This window comes from Streptomyces sp. NPDC049813 (assembly GCF_044465085.1).
Taxonomy (GTDB): Bacteria; Actinomycetota; Actinomycetes; order Streptomycetales; family Streptomycetaceae; genus Streptomyces.
The window spans coordinates 281,159-296,535 of sequence record NZ_JBITLI010000003.1 but is presented as its reverse complement, the minus strand read 5'-3'; the positions used below and the strand labels follow the sequence as shown (position 1 = coordinate 296,535).

11 protein-coding genes are annotated in these 15,377 nt (G+C 75.4%); 6 read left to right on the top strand and 5 right to left on the bottom strand.

All coding sequences use genetic code 11. The features are described 5' to 3' along the window. Positions 1–4 precede the first annotated feature (4 nt). On the bottom strand, positions 5–436 hold the full coding sequence (locus ACIBW6_RS08820; protein ID WP_399058208.1) for an SRPBCC family protein: 432 nt from the start codon (positions 434–436) through the stop codon (positions 5–7). 112 nt (positions 437–548) lie between these two features. Continuing rightward, on the bottom strand, positions 549–3,623 hold the full coding sequence (locus tag ACIBW6_RS08815) for a glycoside hydrolase family 3 protein (protein WP_399058206.1): 3,075 nt from the start codon (positions 3,621–3,623) through the stop codon (positions 549–551). Between the two features lie 1,584 nt (positions 3,624–5,207). On the opposite strand from ACIBW6_RS08815, the gene ACIBW6_RS08810 reads away from it, so the two are divergent. The 3 genes from ACIBW6_RS08810 to crcB (ACIBW6_RS08800) all read left to right on the top strand — a co-directional run bounded on the left by ACIBW6_RS08810 (position 5,208) and on the right by crcB (ACIBW6_RS08800) (position 7,682). Continuing rightward, positions 5,208–6,632 carry a hypothetical protein gene (locus tag ACIBW6_RS08810; protein WP_399058204.1) on the top strand — a complete coding sequence of 475 codons (1,425 nt, stop codon included), beginning with the start codon at positions 5,208–5,210 and terminating at the stop codon, positions 6,630–6,632. Between the two features lie 187 nt (positions 6,633–6,819). Beyond that, positions 6,820–7,311 (top strand): fluoride efflux transporter CrcB, encoded by a 492-nt coding sequence (gene crcB, locus ACIBW6_RS08805; protein WP_399058202.1) that lies wholly within the window; start codon positions 6,820–6,822, stop codon positions 7,309–7,311. After that, complete coding sequence (gene crcB, locus ACIBW6_RS08800; RefSeq protein WP_399058200.1) at positions 7,308–7,682, top strand: fluoride efflux transporter CrcB; 375 nt, start codon at positions 7,308–7,310, stop codon at positions 7,680–7,682. The genes crcB (ACIBW6_RS08805) and crcB (ACIBW6_RS08800) overlap by 4 nt, the downstream gene beginning before the upstream one ends. A gap of 52 nt (positions 7,683–7,734) precedes the next feature. On the opposite strand, the gene ACIBW6_RS08795 is transcribed toward crcB (ACIBW6_RS08800), so the two are convergent. Beyond that, a complete protein-coding gene (locus ACIBW6_RS08795; protein WP_399058198.1) occupies positions 7,735–9,384 on the bottom strand; it encodes a penicillin-binding transpeptidase domain-containing protein in 1,650 nt (549 codons plus the stop codon). Positions 9,385–9,470: 86 nt separating this feature from the next. Between ACIBW6_RS08795 and ACIBW6_RS08790 the strand changes: the two genes are divergently transcribed. Further along, positions 9,471–10,430, top strand: a complete 960-nt coding sequence (locus ACIBW6_RS08790) for a LysR family transcriptional regulator (protein ID WP_399058196.1) — start codon at positions 9,471–9,473, stop codon at positions 10,428–10,430. Further along, complete coding sequence (locus ACIBW6_RS08785; RefSeq protein WP_399058194.1) at positions 10,427–11,308, top strand: serine hydrolase; 882 nt, start codon at positions 10,427–10,429, stop codon at positions 11,306–11,308. The genes ACIBW6_RS08790 and ACIBW6_RS08785 overlap by 4 nt, the downstream gene beginning before the upstream one ends. A 63-nt stretch (positions 11,309–11,371) precedes the next feature. Here ACIBW6_RS08785 and ACIBW6_RS08780 read toward each other — a convergent pair whose 3' ends face one another. Beyond that, the gene (locus ACIBW6_RS08780) at positions 11,372–12,466 is read right to left on the bottom strand and encodes a hypothetical protein (protein ID WP_399058192.1); all 1,095 of its coding nucleotides are present in this window, start codon (positions 12,464–12,466) and stop codon (positions 11,372–11,374) included. A gap of 324 nt (positions 12,467–12,790) precedes the next feature. On the opposite strand from ACIBW6_RS08780, the gene ACIBW6_RS08775 reads away from it, so the two are divergent. Next, a complete protein-coding gene (locus tag ACIBW6_RS08775; RefSeq protein WP_399058190.1) occupies positions 12,791–13,969 on the top strand; it encodes a spore photoproduct lyase family protein in 1,179 nt (392 codons plus the stop codon). Positions 13,970–14,159: 190 nt separating this feature from the next. Here ACIBW6_RS08775 and ACIBW6_RS08770 read toward each other — a convergent pair whose 3' ends face one another. Beyond that, complete coding sequence (locus ACIBW6_RS08770; RefSeq protein ID WP_399058792.1) at positions 14,160–15,365, bottom strand: NAD(P)/FAD-dependent oxidoreductase; 1,206 nt, start codon at positions 15,363–15,365, stop codon at positions 14,160–14,162. Between the last annotated feature and the right edge of the window lie 12 nt (positions 15,366–15,377).

Below are 15,377 nucleotides of genomic sequence, written 5' to 3'. Positions count from 1 at the left end.
CTCCTCAACTCCCGTCCCGCAACAAGCCTTTCATCGCGCGGCTGAACATCAGCCGCCCGGCCGCCGCGAGCACCGGGTCCAGGGAGGCCGGCACCCCGCGCACCCGGATCTCCTCGCGCCACTCCACCCGGGTCCGCCCGGGGCCGAGCGCCCGTACGTCGAACTCGGCCCAGCCGGTCACGAACCGGCCCCGCTTGACCAGCCGGCAGTGGCGCGGCGGCTGCCACGCGACGACCTCCATCGGATCGTCGAAGCCGAGCCGGCAGCCGATCCGGGTGCGCGCCACGAACACCGTGCCCGCGGCCGTCGGCGGCGGCGTGGTGACGGTGACATGGGTGAGCGGCACGACGTCGCCGTGCCGCTCCCAGTCGGTCAGGCGCCGCCAGGCCTCGGCGGCGGGCAGCGGGGACTCTCGGACGATACGGACGTGGGCCACGCCGCGAGCGTAGGCCGTCGACGGGCGGCCCGGGGTGCGCCGCGCCGCCGCAGGGGAGAGGGCCCGGCCGGAGCCGGGACCCTCTCCCCTGCGGTCGTGGCCACCTAGGCGGTCAGGCCTTCAGGTAGGCGGTCAGGAGCTTGGCCAGCGCTCCGGCGTAGTCGCCCGTCAGGGAGAGGTGTTCCGCCTCGGCGAACGGCTTCGCCCAGCCCGCCGCCACCTTGTCGCCCGCCTTGCGCTGGACGATCAGCCGCGCCTGGTCGACGAGGGCGCGCCCGGCGCTCGCGTCGTGCACGTGCCGGGCCGCGGCGCCGAGCGAGCGCAGGGCCGGCTCCCCACCGGTCGGCGCCTTGACGGACGTCGTGAGGCCGTACCCGTACGGGAACTGCGGGTCGTAGGCCACGTCGCCCACGTTGATCGGGAGTTGGGCCTCCGACTTCGGCCAGGTGACCGGCAGCCGGCCGGTGAACGCCTTCTTGCCGTAGAGGACGTCGGCGACGCCGTCGCCCTCGGTGCCGGGCAGCCAGGAGGCGACGAGCCCGTCGATCTGCCCGAGCCGGTCCCCGATCAGCTGGGGACGGCCGGAGACCACGAGCACGACGCACTTCATGGCGCCGCAGACCCGGTCCACCGCTGCCTGGTCGGCGGCGGTCAGCGCCAGGTCGTTGCCGTTACCGACGTCGCCGACGCCTTCCGCGTACGGGGTCTCGCCGACGACGACCACCCCTACGTCGTACCCGGCCGTCGGCGCCGAGGCGTCCTTGGAGTAGTCGATCGCGGCGCCCGGGGAGGCCTTGCGCATCGCCTGGAGGATCGTCGTGCCGTCGGTGTTCCGCCCCGACTGCCCCTGCCAGGAGATGGTCCAGCCGCCGGTCTGGTTGCCCAGGTCGTCGGCGTTCGACCCGGCGACGTACACCTTCTGGGACTTCTTCAGGGGCAGCACGCCCCCGGCGTTCTTCAGCAGCACCTGCGACTCGGCGGCGGCCTGCCGGGCCACGGCGCGGTGTGCGGTGCCGCCGATCTCCGCGAGGTGCGAGGTGTCCGCGTACGGCTTCTCGAAGAGGCCCAGCCTGAACTTCTGGGTGAGGATGCGGGAGACGGCGTCGTCCACGCGGGCCCTGCTCACCCGGCCCGCCGTGACCTCGCCGCGCAGCGCCGACTCGAAGTCCGCGTAGGCCGTCGGCACCATGATCATGTCGAGGCCCGCGTTGATGGACGTACGGACGTCGGAGGCGTAGTCGCCGGGGATCTGGTCGATGCCCGCGTAGTCGCTGATGACGAAGCCGTCGAAGCCGAGCTTTACCTTCAACTCCCCGTTGATCATCGCCGCGTTCGCGTGCATCTTCACCGGGCCCTCGTCGTCGCCGATGATGTCGAGCGAGGAGTACGAGGGCATGACCGAGCCGACGCCGCGCTTGACGGCCTCGCCGAACGGGGCGAGGTGCACCGCCTCCAGTTCCTGCCGCGTCACCTTCGTGACGCCCTGGTCGATGGTGTACGAGCCCGTGGTGGAGGAGCCGTAGGCGGTGCCGCCGTCACCGACGAAGTGCTTGGCGGTGGCCAGCACCTTGTCGTCCCGGTCGAGGTCGCTGCCGTCGGCACGGCCCTGGAAGCCCTGGACCATCGTCTCCATGGACTTCACCAGCGCCGGGTCCTCGCCGAACGACTCGTAGGAGCGGCCCCAGCGTTCGTCACGGGTCACGCACAGGCACGGCGCGAAGTCCCACGGCACGCCGGTAGCGCGCACCTCGGAGGCGGTCACCGCGCCTGTCTTCTCGGCGAGTTGCGGGTCGCGGGTGGCGCCGATGCCGATGTTGTGCGGCATGATCGTGGCGCCGACGACGTTGTTGTGGCCGTGCACCGCGTCCACACCGTAGATCAGCGGGATCTGGAACCGGGTCGCCTGGGCGCGCAGTTGGTAGCCGTCGATCATCTTCGCCCAGGCCTCGGGCGTGTTCGGGGTGGGGACCGAGCCGCCGCCGGAGAGCAGGGAGCCCAGGGCGTGACCGGCGATGTCCGCGGGGGACTTGAGGGCGTTGCGCTCGGCCTGCGTCATCTGGCCGATCTTCTCGTCGAGCGACATCCGGGAGACGAGGTCCGCGACGCGCTTCTTCACCGGGAGTTTGGCGTCGAGGTACGGCAGGCCGTGGGCGTCGATGACGGCCTGCGGGTTCTCGGCGGGGGGCTTGGCGCCGGTGACCGTCAGCGTGAGCGGGACGGTCTCGGCGCTCTCGGCCCGGGTCCGGTCCTTCGCCGTGCGGATCTTGACCGTCTTCGAGGCGCCGGACGCGGTGCCCGCGGGGAAGGTGACCGTGCCGCTGACCGGGGTGTAGTCCGTGCCGGGTTCGGCGGTGCCGGTGCCGGTCGCGTAGGTGACGGTGACGTCGTCCTCGACCGGCACGTTCCCGGTCGTCGTCACCGAGAGCCTGACCTCGGCCGTGCCGCCCTCCTTCACCGGGTACACCCCGGCGTCCGTCGACACCTGCGCGCGCAGCGCCTGGTCGGCCTTGCCGTACAACTCCACGTCGTCCAGGGCGAATTTACCCGGCGCGCCGGTCGGCAGGGTGAGGGCGTACCCCCACATCTTGTCGAGTCCGAGGACGTGGTCGATGCCGCCGACGGGCTGGTAGTCGGTGCGGTACTCGAACTGCGTGAACGGGATCTCGACCTGGTGCCAGCCCTCCCAGTCGTCGGTGAACGACGTGGTCCACAGCTCGGACGCCTCGCCGTGCGCCCCGCCGTCCTTGATCTCGAAGCTGATCTTCTTGCCCGAACCGGGCGGCAGCGGCGCCGTGTTCTGCCCGTACCACCAGAAACGGATGCCCTTCGACGCCGACCAGTCGTGGGCCGGCTGGTCGGCGGCGTAGTCGTGCGTGAAGCCGCCGTAGCCGCTGATGTCGTACGAGCCTTCGAGGACGCGGGCGCCCTCGGGCGCGTCCGCGCGCTCCTTCAGCTCCAGCCGCGGCGGGTCGTCCGTGTCGCCGCCCCAGGTGAAGAGGCCCTCGGCGGGCTGCGAGGCGAACGGCACCTCGCCCTCGAAACGGTCGACGGGGACGGGGGCTGGGTCGTCCGCGGAGGCGGTCGCGGCGGTGGTGAGGGGGAGCAGTCCGGCGGCGAGGGCGGTGACGGCGAGCAGGGCGGCCCGTCTTCTCCGGCCCGGGGCGGGGGTGTGAGCGGTGTGGCGCAACTTTCCTCCCGATGTTCCCGTTGCGGGGCGATGGTGGTGCGGCGCGGCGGTGCTTAATTCACGGCTTGAGTCAAAGGGGGCGCGAGGAGGCCGTCAAGTGTTCGGAACGTAAAGGCAGTTGCCGCCCTGCGCCCGATTGACAGCCCCGTCCCGGCCCCGGATCGTGTGCACCGGGTGATGACATCGGACGGTTGGGGGACCGCGATGGGACGGCCGGGGGACGAGGAGCGCGCGGGGCGCGGGGGGCAAGCGGAGGGGGCCGGGGGGCCGGTGCCGCCGGGGGCGGGGCCGGGACCGGGCTCGGGCGGGGGTCCGGAGGACGCGGTGCCGCCGGTGTCGGGCGGGGCATCAGCTGACGCCGCGCCGACGGGGCCTGCCGGGGGTATGGACCAGGCCGCGCCGCCGGGGGCGGGCACGGGTCCGTCTCCGGAGCCGGGTGGGGTGTCGGGTGGCGCCACTGCGCCGATGCGTGCCGGGGCTCCGGGCGAGGGGTCGCCGGTGCCGGGTGGGGCGTCAGGGGGTGCCCCGCCACCGATGCCCGCGTGGGCGCCGGGCGCCGTTCCCCCGCCGGGGCCCGCAGGGGTGTCGGCACCGATGCCGGGCGGCCCGCCGGGTGCGGCTTCTGCATCGGCGCCGGGCGGCCCGCCGGGAGCGGCTCCCGCATCGACGCCGGGCAGCGCGCCAGGCGCCGCCCCGCCGCCGACACAGGCCTTGGCGCCGGGCGCCGTTCCCCCGCCGGGGCCCGCAGGGGTGTCGGCACCGATGCCGGGCGGCCCGCCGGGTGCGGCTCCCGCACCGATGCCGGGCGGCCCGCCGGGAGCGGCTCCCGCATCGACGCCGGGCAGCGCGCCAGGCGCCGTCCCGCCGTCGGCACAGGCCGTGGCGCCGGGCGCCGTTCCCCCGCCGGGGCCCGCAGGGGAGTCGGCTGCTGTTCCGCCACCGATGCCGGGCAGCCTGCCGGGTGCGGCTCCCGCATCGACGCCGGGCGCTGCCCCGTCGCCGACACAAGCCGGGGCGCCGGGCGCCGTTGCCCCGGCGATGTCCGGTGGCGCGCCGGGCGCTGCCCGGCCACCGATGCCTGGCAGCCCGCCGGGTGCGGCTCCCGCATCGGCGCCGGACGCCGCCCCGCCGCCGACACAGGCCGGGGCGCCGGGAGCCGTTGCCCCGCCGGGGCCCGCAGGGGAGTCGGCTGCTGTTCCGCTACCGATGCCGGGCAGCCCGCCGGGTGCCGCTCCCGCATCGGCGCCCGGCAGCGCGCCAGGCGCCGTCCCGCCGTCGGCACAGGCCGGGGCGCCGGGCGCCGTTCCCCCGCCGGGGCCCGGCGGCGCGTCTGGCGCCGCCCCGCGACCCATCCCCAGCGGCGCACTCGGCGCCGCCCCGCGACCCATCCCCAGCGGCGCACTCGGCGCCGCCCCGCGACCCATCCCCAGCGGCGCGCTCGGCGCCGCCCCGCCGGGGCCCGGCGGGGTGTCCGGTGTTCCGCCCAGGCCGGCGCGGGCGCCGGATGGGGCGCGGGCGCCGGCCGATGCCGGGCGGGCTCTGGCTGCTGGGCTGCTCAATCTGTGTGGGCTCGGGCTGGGGTACGTGTTCCTGCGGCGGTGGGTGCTCGCCGCGTTGTGCGTCGTCGCGACCGGCGCGCTGCTCGTCGTAGCCCTGCCCGCCAAGCCGGACGGGGTGCCGGGGCGGGTCCTGGTCGGATATCTGGTGCTGCTGCTGGTCGCGGCGGCGGACGCGGCGCGGCGGGGGCTGCGGGCCCGCGCCACCCTCGTACGGACCCGGCCCGTCCTGGTCGTCGCCCTCGCGGTCGCGCTGCTGGCCGTGCCCGCCGGGGGAGCGATCGCGTACGGCGGACTGCGTGACGACGCCGTCGAGGAGATGCTGCTCGACCGGCTCGCCGCGGCCGACGCCCTCGTCGCCCGGGCCGCCGACCAGGACTTCGCCCAGGCCCGCCCGGAGTACCGCACGGCCCTGACTCGCTACCGGTCCCTCACCGAGGACCACCCGGGTTCCCGCGCCGCGCACCGCGTCCACGGCAGCCTGGACCGGTTCTACAAAGCGGTCGCCGCGCCGTACACCGAGGCCGACCACTGCGGCGCCGTCGCCCCGCTCGCCTACCTCCGCGACGTGCCGAAGTCGATCGGCGAGGACGTCCTCGGGACCCTCGCGACGTGGCCCGACACCCCCCTCGCGGTCTCCCTCCTGAAGTGCGGCACCGGCCGCCTCGGCACCGCCGAGAGCGACGGCCACGGCGGCGAACTCGGTCAACTCCTGCGCACGTTCCCCAAGTCCGAGCAGGCGGCGGAGGTGACCCCGGCCGTGCGCGCCGCCGTCGCCGCGCGCGCGGACGACCTGTCCGGCGCCGACCCGTGCCGCGCCACCGACGCCGTGCGTCACATCGGCGACACCGCCAGGGACCTGCCCGAACCCGCCCCCGCCCAACTGCGCGGCACCATCGACCGGACCGTGCGCGACGGCGTCTACGCCTGCGGGCTCGACCAGTTCGCGGACCACGAGTTCGCGCAGGCCGGCGCCACGCTGGCGGGCTTCGCGCGCACGTACAAGGGCGACAAGCGCGGCAGCCGCGCCCGGCAGGTCGCCATCGCCGCCGAGATCGCCGAGCAACGCCCCGCGGCAGGCGTCCAGTTGCCGCCACGGCGGGCCCCCGGCGGCGCCCGGATGCAGATGGTGATCAGCAACGACGGCCCCGACCCGGTCGAGATCCTCTACACCGGGCCCATCACCGGACGCGTCACCATCGGGGGCTGCGCCTCCTGCTCGACGTACGCCAGCGAGGCCGTGGGCAGCAGCAAGGCCTGCAAGGCGAGCGGCCGCAGCTACCCGAAGAAGACGCTCCGGCTGCCCGCGGGGACGTACCACTTCCTGCACAAGCCGGGCGGCACCCGGGCCAGCGCCCGCAGCCGCGCGGCGGGCGGCAGCATCCAGCCCGGGTACACGTACACGCAGTGCAGTTACGTGGTGGTGGGCGGCGGGTTCGGCGCGGATCTCTGAGCCGCGCCCGGGCCCGGGACGCGTGCGCGGTACACGTAGACTGGCCGCGCCCGGCCGGTGGCCGGTCCGCGGCGGCGCGCCCCGCCGCACCCGGCCGCCGCCTGCACGCCGCTGACGGTCCCTCCTTGCGACGATGTGCGTCCGCGCCGCCGGTGGCGCGGACGCCCGGCGGACAGGAGAGGCACCCGTGGAAGAGGCCCGCGCACGCAGGCGAGACGAACCCGAGCCCGCCCCCGGCGCGACCGGAGAGCCCGCCCCCGAGCCCCGCCCCGCGCTCTGGCAGGGCCAGGCACCCGTGCTCGCCGCCGTCGCGCTCGGCGGCGCCCTCGGCGCCTCGGCCCGGTACGGCGCGGCGCTCCTGTGGCCGACGGCGACCGGCGCCTTCCCCTGGACGACCCTGCTGGTCAACGTGGTCGGCTGCGCCGTCATGGGCGTCTTCATGGTCGTGCTCGGCGAGTACTGGGCGGCCCGCCGCCTGGCGCGCCCGTTCTTCGGCACGGGCGTCCTCGGCGGCTTCACCACGTTCTCCACCTACGCGGTGGACGTCCGGCGCCTGGCCGACCTCGGAGAGGCCCGCACCGCGCTCGGCTACCTCGCCCTGACCGCGGGCGCCGCGCTCGCGGCCGTGTGGGCCGGGACCTGGCTCGCGCACCGCGTCGTCCCGCGGAGGCCCGCGTGAACTGGCTGCTGGTCATCGTGGGCGCCATGGTCGGCGCCCCCCTGCGCTACGCCACCGACCGCCTGGTGCAGTCCCGGCACGGCACGGTCTTTCCCTGGGGCACGTTCCTGGTGAACGTCGCGGGCTCCCTCGTCCTCGGCCTGGTCACCGGCGCGGCTGCCGCGGGGGCCGCCTCCGGCCGGCTCCAGCTGCTGCTCGGCACCGGCCTGTGCGGCGCCCTGACGACGTACTCCACGTTCTCGTACGAGACCCTGCGGCTGGCCGGGACCGGAGCCCGCTTCCTCGCGGCGGTCAACGTCGTGGGCAGCGTCGCCGCGGGCCTCGGCGCGGCGTTCACCGGGGCGGCGCTCGCCCAGGCGTTCTGGGCCTGATCCGGACACGCCCCCACCGTGCCCGTACGGCCTCCGGGCAGCTCCCGCACGGCTACGACGGGTCGCCCGGCACGGCGGAGAGCAGGCTGTGCAGGACCGGCCCTGCCGACCCGCCGCCGGTGACGCCCTGTTCCACGACGCAGGCGACGGCGACGTTGCCGCGCCGGGCGACGAGCCAGCCGTTGTTCGGCTCGCCCTCGGAGACCTCCGCCGTACCGGTCTTCGCCCCTATCTCGCCGGGCAGGTCGGCCAGCACGCGCGCGGTCCCCTCGGTGACGGTGGCCCGCATCATCGAGCGCAGCTGCGTGACGACGGAGCCGGGCAGCGGCCTGGTTTGCGTCGTGTTCTCGGCGCCGCGCACGATCACCGGCTGGTGGAAGGTGCCGGACGCGGCCGTGGCCGTGACCGACGCCATGATCAGCGGGTTGGCCTGGACCCGGCCCTGGCCGATCATCGACGCCGCCTTCTCCGTCTCGTCCTTCGGCACCGGCACCGACCCGTCGTACGACGGCACTCCCACGTGCCACTCCTGGCCGACCCCGAAGTACGTGCGTGCCACGTCCCCGAGTTCGGAGCCGCCGAGCTTGCCGCGCAGGCTGATGAAGGCCGTGTTGCAGGACTCGGTGAAGTCCTTGCGGAAGGTCGCGCCGGGGAACTCGGACGTCTCCACGTTGTGGAACTCCTTGCCCACGACGAGGTGTTTGGGGCAGTCCACGACGGTGTCCTGGGTGACCGCGCCCTTGAGCAGCAGCGCACTGCTCGTGACGATCTTCCAGGTGGAGCCGGGCGCGTAGGTGCCGGAGACGGCGCGGTTGAAGCCGGTGGCGGGGGAGTTGGCCATGGCGAGCACCTCGCCGTTGTCGACGCGCAGGGCGACCAGCGAGGCGTTCTTGCCGTCGGCCCGGGCCATCGCCTTCTCGGCCGCGGCCTGCCAGGAGGCGTCGAGCGTGGTCGTGACGGGCTTGTCGCTCCCCGCCCCCTTGCCGCCGAAGCGGGCCTCCGTCCCCTCGACGTCGCCGGTCACCCGGTCGACGAGACGGATCGCGCCGCGCGGCCCGCCGCCGCCCCCGGCGAACTGCGCCAGTACCGCCTGCAAGGACGGGTAGGCGTCGCCGGTCAGTGAGGTGCCGGCGCGGTCGGTGACCTTCGGGGCCGACGTGTCCTCCCGTTCGAGCCGGAACTTGGCGCTCTCGCTCAGATGAGGGTGGACGAGCGACAGTTTCCAGTCGACCTTCCAGCCCCCGTTCTCCTGCTTGCGCAAGGGGAGTTGGGAGGTGTAGGTCCAGGTGCCGAGACCCGACACCGGCATCTTGGCGGTGAACGGGACCCGGACCGCGCCGTCCCCGGTCCGCGCCGCCCGCGCCGCCGTCAGCCGCGGCCTGCTGATGTCGAGCCCCGAGGTGAAGCTGCGCAGCACCTGCCGCGCCGTGACCGGGCTCGTGGTGCGCGCGGCGGCCCCGTCGAAGCGGTCGCCCGCCCAGTCCGCGAGGAACGCGCGGGCCTGCGCGGCCGCCGCCGGGTCCAGGGGCTCGTCGTCCTGCCCGAACGGGCCGATCCCGGCGGCGTACGCGCCACCCGCCAGGGCCGCGAGCACCACGGTCACGGCGACGGCGGCCTTGCGGCCGGTACGGCGCGGCGGCCGCCGGCGGTACGAGGGGGCCGGGCCGAGCCCCGGACCATGCGTGGAGGAAAGGTGCGTCATGCGGGTGAGCAGAGCAACCCGGCCCCGCTCCTGTCCAAGTCCCGTATCGATGGAGGATCGATCAAATTCGCATATGATTGCTGATCGTGGACCTGATCCGGCACCTGGAGTGCTTCGTGGCTGTTGCAGAAGAGTCACACTTCGGCCGTGCCGCCGCCCGTCTCGGCATGGCCCAGCCCCCTCTGTCGCAGCGCGTCCAGCGGCTGGAGCGCGAACTGCAGGTGCGCCTGTTCGACCGCACCAGCCGCCAGGTGACCATCACCAAGGCCGGAATGCTGCTGCTCCCCGAGGCGCGCGAGCTGCTCGCCCGCGCCGAGGTGCTGCGGGCCGCCGCGCGCCGCATCCGGGACGGCGAGAGCGGGCTGCTGCGGGCCGCGCTCCCCCCGGACATCGCCGGGGCGACCGTCGCCGCGGTCCTGACGATCTTTCAGGAGCTGAACCCAGGACTTGAGTTGGAGCTGCACGAGCTGTCCACCAGCGAGCAGCTCGCCCGCTTCGCCGCCCACGAACTCGACGTCGGGCTCATCCACCACCCCTGCGACGTGACCGGCCTCGAACTCGGCCCCGTCCTGCGGCGCGAACTCGGCGTGCTGCTGCCGCGCACCGCCCCGGCGGCCGCGCACCCCGAGGTGCCGCTCGCCGCGCTCACCGGCCACGACCTCATCCTCTTCCCGCGCTCCGGCGCCCCCGCGCTCTACGACGACCTGCTGACCGGCTGCGCCCGCGGCGGCTACACCCCGGCCGCCGTCCGGCACGGGCAGGGGGCGAGCTTCGTCCGCGGACTCGTCCTCTCGGCCGGCGCCGTCGCCCTCGGCCCGCGCGACGCGGGCCCCGGCGCGGACGACGCCGACCTCGTCTGGCGGCCGCTGGCCGGAGCCCCGCTGGCCTGGCGGCACTCCGTCGCATGGCCGCGCGGACACGGCGACGCCGCCGTCCGGGCCTTCGCCGACGCGGCCACGCACGCCCTGCGCACCACGGCGGGCGCCCTCCCCGACACCCCCACGCGCCCCATGCACCTGCGCCCGGCAGCGGAGTACTGGCTGTGACGAACCGTACCGACACCCCCGACCGCATCCGCGCGGCCTTCGCCGACGCCGGGGTCACCGGGCGGCTGGCCGCCCTCGACGTCGACTCGGGCGCGGGGATCGGCGTCGACGCCGACCACCTGGTGTGCACGGCGAGCGTGCACAAGCTGCCGCTGCTGGTCGCCCTGCACGCGCAGGCGGCGGCCGGCCGGCTCGACCTCACCGAGCAGGTCGAGATCCCGCCGGCCGGCCGCACCCCGGGGCCCACCGGGCTCGCCGCGATGCTCGACGCGGCCCGGCTCTCCCTGCGCGACCTTGCCTTCCTGATGATGACGGTCAGCGACAACGCCGCGGCCGACCTGCTCCTGGCCCGGGTCGGCCTGGACGCCGTCAACGGCACGACGGCCCGCCTCGGCCTCGACGCGACGTACGCCGTGCACACCTTCGGCGCCTCGATGGCCGCCATCAAGGAGGACGCGGGCCCGGCGGGCGCCCGGGCGCTCGCCGACCCGCACGTCATCGCCCGGCTGCGCGCCCTGGACCCGGCCCGCTCCAACCGCAGCACACCGCGCGACCTCGCCCGGCTGCTCGCCGCGGTCTGGCGCGACGACGCCTGCACGCCCGAACACGGGGCCGCGATACGGCGCCTGATGGGGCTTCAGGTGTGGCCGCACCGGCTGGCGTCCGGCTTCCCGTTCGACGACGTGCACGTCGCGGGCAAGACCGGATCGCTGCCGACGCTGCGCGCGGAGGCCGGGGTCGTCGAGTACCCGGACGGCGGCCGGTACGCCGTGGCTGTCTTCACCCGCACCGCCCAGACGGCCGCCACCCTGCCCGCCGCCGACGCGGTCATCGGCACGACGGCCCGGATCGCGGTCGACGCGTTGCGGGCCGGGTGAGGCGGGACAAGGGTGCGCCGGGACTCGGGGTGGCCGGGACTCGGGCGCGGTGCGCCCGGAGAGTCACGACCGCGTGGCGGTCCCGCACCGCGCGTCCTCGCCCGCACCGGCGGTGTCGCGGACCGGGCGGCTGCGGTCGTACGGGTCGGCGGTCGGGCCGTCCTGGCGTGCGGCGCCGTCGAAGTCGGGCGTGAGATAGCCGGTGTAGGCCCGGCACCCGGCGTTCGTCGTGTCCAGGCTGTTGCGCACGACGGAGAACGTGCCCTCCCGCGTCCTGACCTTCGCGGGGTCGTCCCAGTCCACCACCACCTCGCGGCGCACGATGACACGGACCACCTCGTCGCTGCCGGGCACCGCGCGCACCACGGGGTACACGTACGTCACGTCGCTGGTCACCTCCAGCGCGCCCCGCTCGCCCTCCCGGTACGTCAGCCGGCCCCGCGTCTTCACGACGTCCCCGACCAGCCGCACCCGGCCGGTGTCGAACCGGCTGAACAGCACCAGCGGGTTCTTCTTCGCGCTCGGCTCACTGAGCGCGGCGTCCACGAACTCCCGCTCCCCGGGCTGGAGCGGGTTCAGGAACGCGATGGCCCGGTCGGGCCGCGCGCCGCGCAGCACCCGCGGGTCGAGGCTGGACGCCACGAGGAAGTCCCGGGTCCGCTCCAGCGCCCGTGCGACCTCGGTCCGCCCCATCCAGCCGGTGGCCCGCGCCGTGGGCACGCCGATCCCGGCCTCCCCGTCGGCCCAGTGTGCGGCGGGCGAGCCCCGGAACGGCTCGTCCGGCGTGGCGCGGCCGGCCGCTTCGGCGGGCGGCGCGGAGGAGGGCCGGACCGTCTCCGCGGCGAGGGGCGCGGAGTCCGCGCGGTCGCCGCCGCCGAACCAGCCGGTCACCCGGCCCGGGTCGAGCGCGACGAAGACCAGCGCCGCGGCGGCCAGCAGCCCGGCCACGTACCGCAGCCGCCTGCGCGGCGGGGCGGGCGGCGGCGTCCGCCACCCCTGCGGCGGCCCGGCCTCCTCGCGGAGCCGGCGCGTCACGATCCGGGCCCGCGCCGACGGCTCCCTGGGGGCGTCCGGCACGCCCTCCTCGGACTCCCGCAGGAACCGCTCCCACTCCTCGTCCGACACGGCCGAACCGTCCTGCTCCCCACCCGAAGTCACGCTGCTCTCCCTGCCGTCCCCGTCGCGGATGATGCCGTCCGGGCACCCGCCCCTCCCCAGGCCGGGCACCGCCGCAGCATGATCGCACAGACGTTCCCCGCGGCAGGGCCTGACCGGCCGGGCCCGACCGATGACGTGACGTGGCAGGGCCGGGGCCGGGCGGTGGCTCACGATCCGGGGCGCGCCCGCGACGGCGTCGCAATCGCGGCCGGGCCACGCGGCCGGTCGGTCGCGGCGGGCGCCGCCGTGCGCTTTGATCAGGCGGTAGACACGGACCGGCCCCGCGGTGCGCCGCCCCGCCCCGCGCACAGAAAGGCACACGACGTGGACGAGCCGACGCCCGAGCCCGCCCCTGCGGACTCCGGGCAGCAGGCCCTGTTCGGCTGGCAGGAGCTCGGCGCGACGGCGGAGCGGCCGCACGGGACGTTCCGGGACAGCCCGCAGGCGCGGCGCATGCTCGATGTGCGCGAGGTGTACGCGGAGCCGGCCGCCCTGGAGACCCCGCGCGGCCGGCAGATCATGGCGCGGCTGCCCGGCGTCCGCGTGACGGAGGTCGACAGCCACTGGCGCATCCCCGAACTGCACGGCAACGACGGCAACATCGGCCGCTGGGTCCGCATCAAGACCGAGACGCTGGTCCTGGGGATCAAGCACACCCTGGAGACCCGCCCCAACGGCAGGTCCGCCGACTGGATCGCCCCCGGCCCCTCCAACGGGTGTGCCATGGCCTGCGCCTACTGCTACGTCCCCCGCCGCAAGGGCTTCGCCAACCCCATCACCCTCTTCACGAACATCGAGGCGATCGTGGCGCACGTCCGGCGCCACGTACGCGCCCAGGGCCCCAAGCCGGAGCCGAACCAGTGCGACCCGCTGGCATGGGTCTACGACATCGGCGAGAACGGCGACTGCTCCGTCGACGCCCTGGTCTGCGACAACACCGCGGATCTCATCGCCGCGTTCCGCACCCTGCCGACGGCCAAGGCGTCCTTCGCGACCAAGTTCGTCAACCCGGACCTGCTCGCCCTCGACCCGCAGGGCCGGACCCGGGTGCGCTTCTCCGTGATGCCGCCCGAGGACGCCCGGCTGCTGGACATCCGCACCAGCCCCGTCCCCGACCGGATCGCCGCGGCCGCCGACTTCCTCGACGCCGGGTACGAGGTCCACTTCAACCTCTCGCCCGTCGTCCTGCGCCCGGGCTGGCAGCGGGACTGGGCCGACCTCCTCATCCACCTCGACGACGTCCTGCCCGCGCGCGTGAAGGAGCAGGCGGCGGCCGAGATCATCATGCTGACCCACAACGAACCGCTCCACGAGGTCAACCTCGGCTGGCACCCCCGCGCCGAGGACGTGCTGTGGCAGCCCGCGGCCCAGGAGACCAAACGCTCCCAGAACGGCGCCCTCAACGTCCGCTACGCCATCGACGTCAAACAGCGGTCCCTGGCCCGGCTCCGCCAACTCCTCCTCCGGCACGCTCCCTGGCTGCACATCCGGTACGCGTTCTGAACCGCCCCGCGCACTCCGGGCCCGCCCACGACCGACCGCCCCGCGCATCACCGTCCCGCTCCCGCACACGGCCTCCCTCGGCAGACCATCCCCCCAGCACGGTCAACCGGCCACAGCCACCACGTACTTGCCCCGCACCAGCACCAGCACCAGCTCGCCGGCCGGAGCCTCGCGTTGTCGCGCAGCGCGGTCACCCACCGACCGTCGGCGCCTCCTCGGAGAGCGCCCGCCACGGCGTACCCGCGGCCACGGCGGCACGCCAGCGGCGCAGTTCGCGGGGCGGCATGGCGACCGCCAGCACGCCGGTGAGCAGGCCCGCGGTGCGGTAGGCGACGAGGAAGCCGCCGTCCGCCGGGTCACCCGCGACCACGCGCGCCTCGTCGTGGCCGCGCAGGTGCCCGTACGCCTGCACCTTGACCCCGTACTGGTCGGACCAGAAGTACGGGACCGGCGCGAACGGCGTGGGCCGCTCCGGGCGGAGCAGGTTGCGGGCGGCGGCCATGCCCTGCTCGGCGGCGTTCGTGCGGTGCTCGACGCGCAGGGAGGTACGGAAGAGCGGGTGGTACCAGCGGGCCACGTCACCGGCCGCGTACACCCCGGAAGCCGCGGCACTGAACTGGTCGCACACCACCCCGTCCGCGGTGTCCAGGCCGCTGCCGGCGAGCCACTCCGTGTTGGGCTGCGCACCGATGGCCACCAGCACGTCGTCGGCGGCCACGACCGTGCCGTCGGACAGGTGCACGCCCCGCGTCCCGGCGGCCCCCGCCTCGATCCCGGTGACCTTCGTGCCGAGGCGCAGATCCACGCCCCGGTCGCGATGGAGCCGCGCGAGATGGGCGCCGACCAGCTCGCCCACGGCGTGCGCCAGCGGGATCGGGGCGGGTTCGACCAGGGTCACCGCCAGGCCCAGGGCGCGGGCCGAGGACGCGACCTCGCAGCCCAGGAACCCGGCGCCGACGACCACCAGACGCCGGCCGGCCGCGAACCGGTCGCGCAGGGCGAGCGCGTCGTCCAGGCCGCGCAGCACGTGCACGCCGTCCGTGCCGCACGCGGGCAGCCGCCTCGGCCGCACACCGGTGGCGATGACCAGACCGTCGTACTCGGCGCTGCCGCCGTCGGCGAGGGCGACGGTCCGTGCGGCCGTGTCGAGGCCGGTCGCGGCCGTACCGAGCCGCAGGTCCAGGCCGAGCGCGGCGAGGTCCGCGCCGCCGCGCAGAGCCGTGCGCTCCGGCGGCCACGCGCCGGCCAGCACCTGTTTCGACAACGGCGGCCGGTCGTACGGCGGATGCGGCTCCTCGCCGATGAGGGTGAGCGTGCCGTCGAACCCCTCCCTGCGCAGCGTCTCGGCGGCCGAGAGGCCCGCCGCCGAGGCCCCCACGACGACGATCCGCCGCAGGGGGGAGCGCTC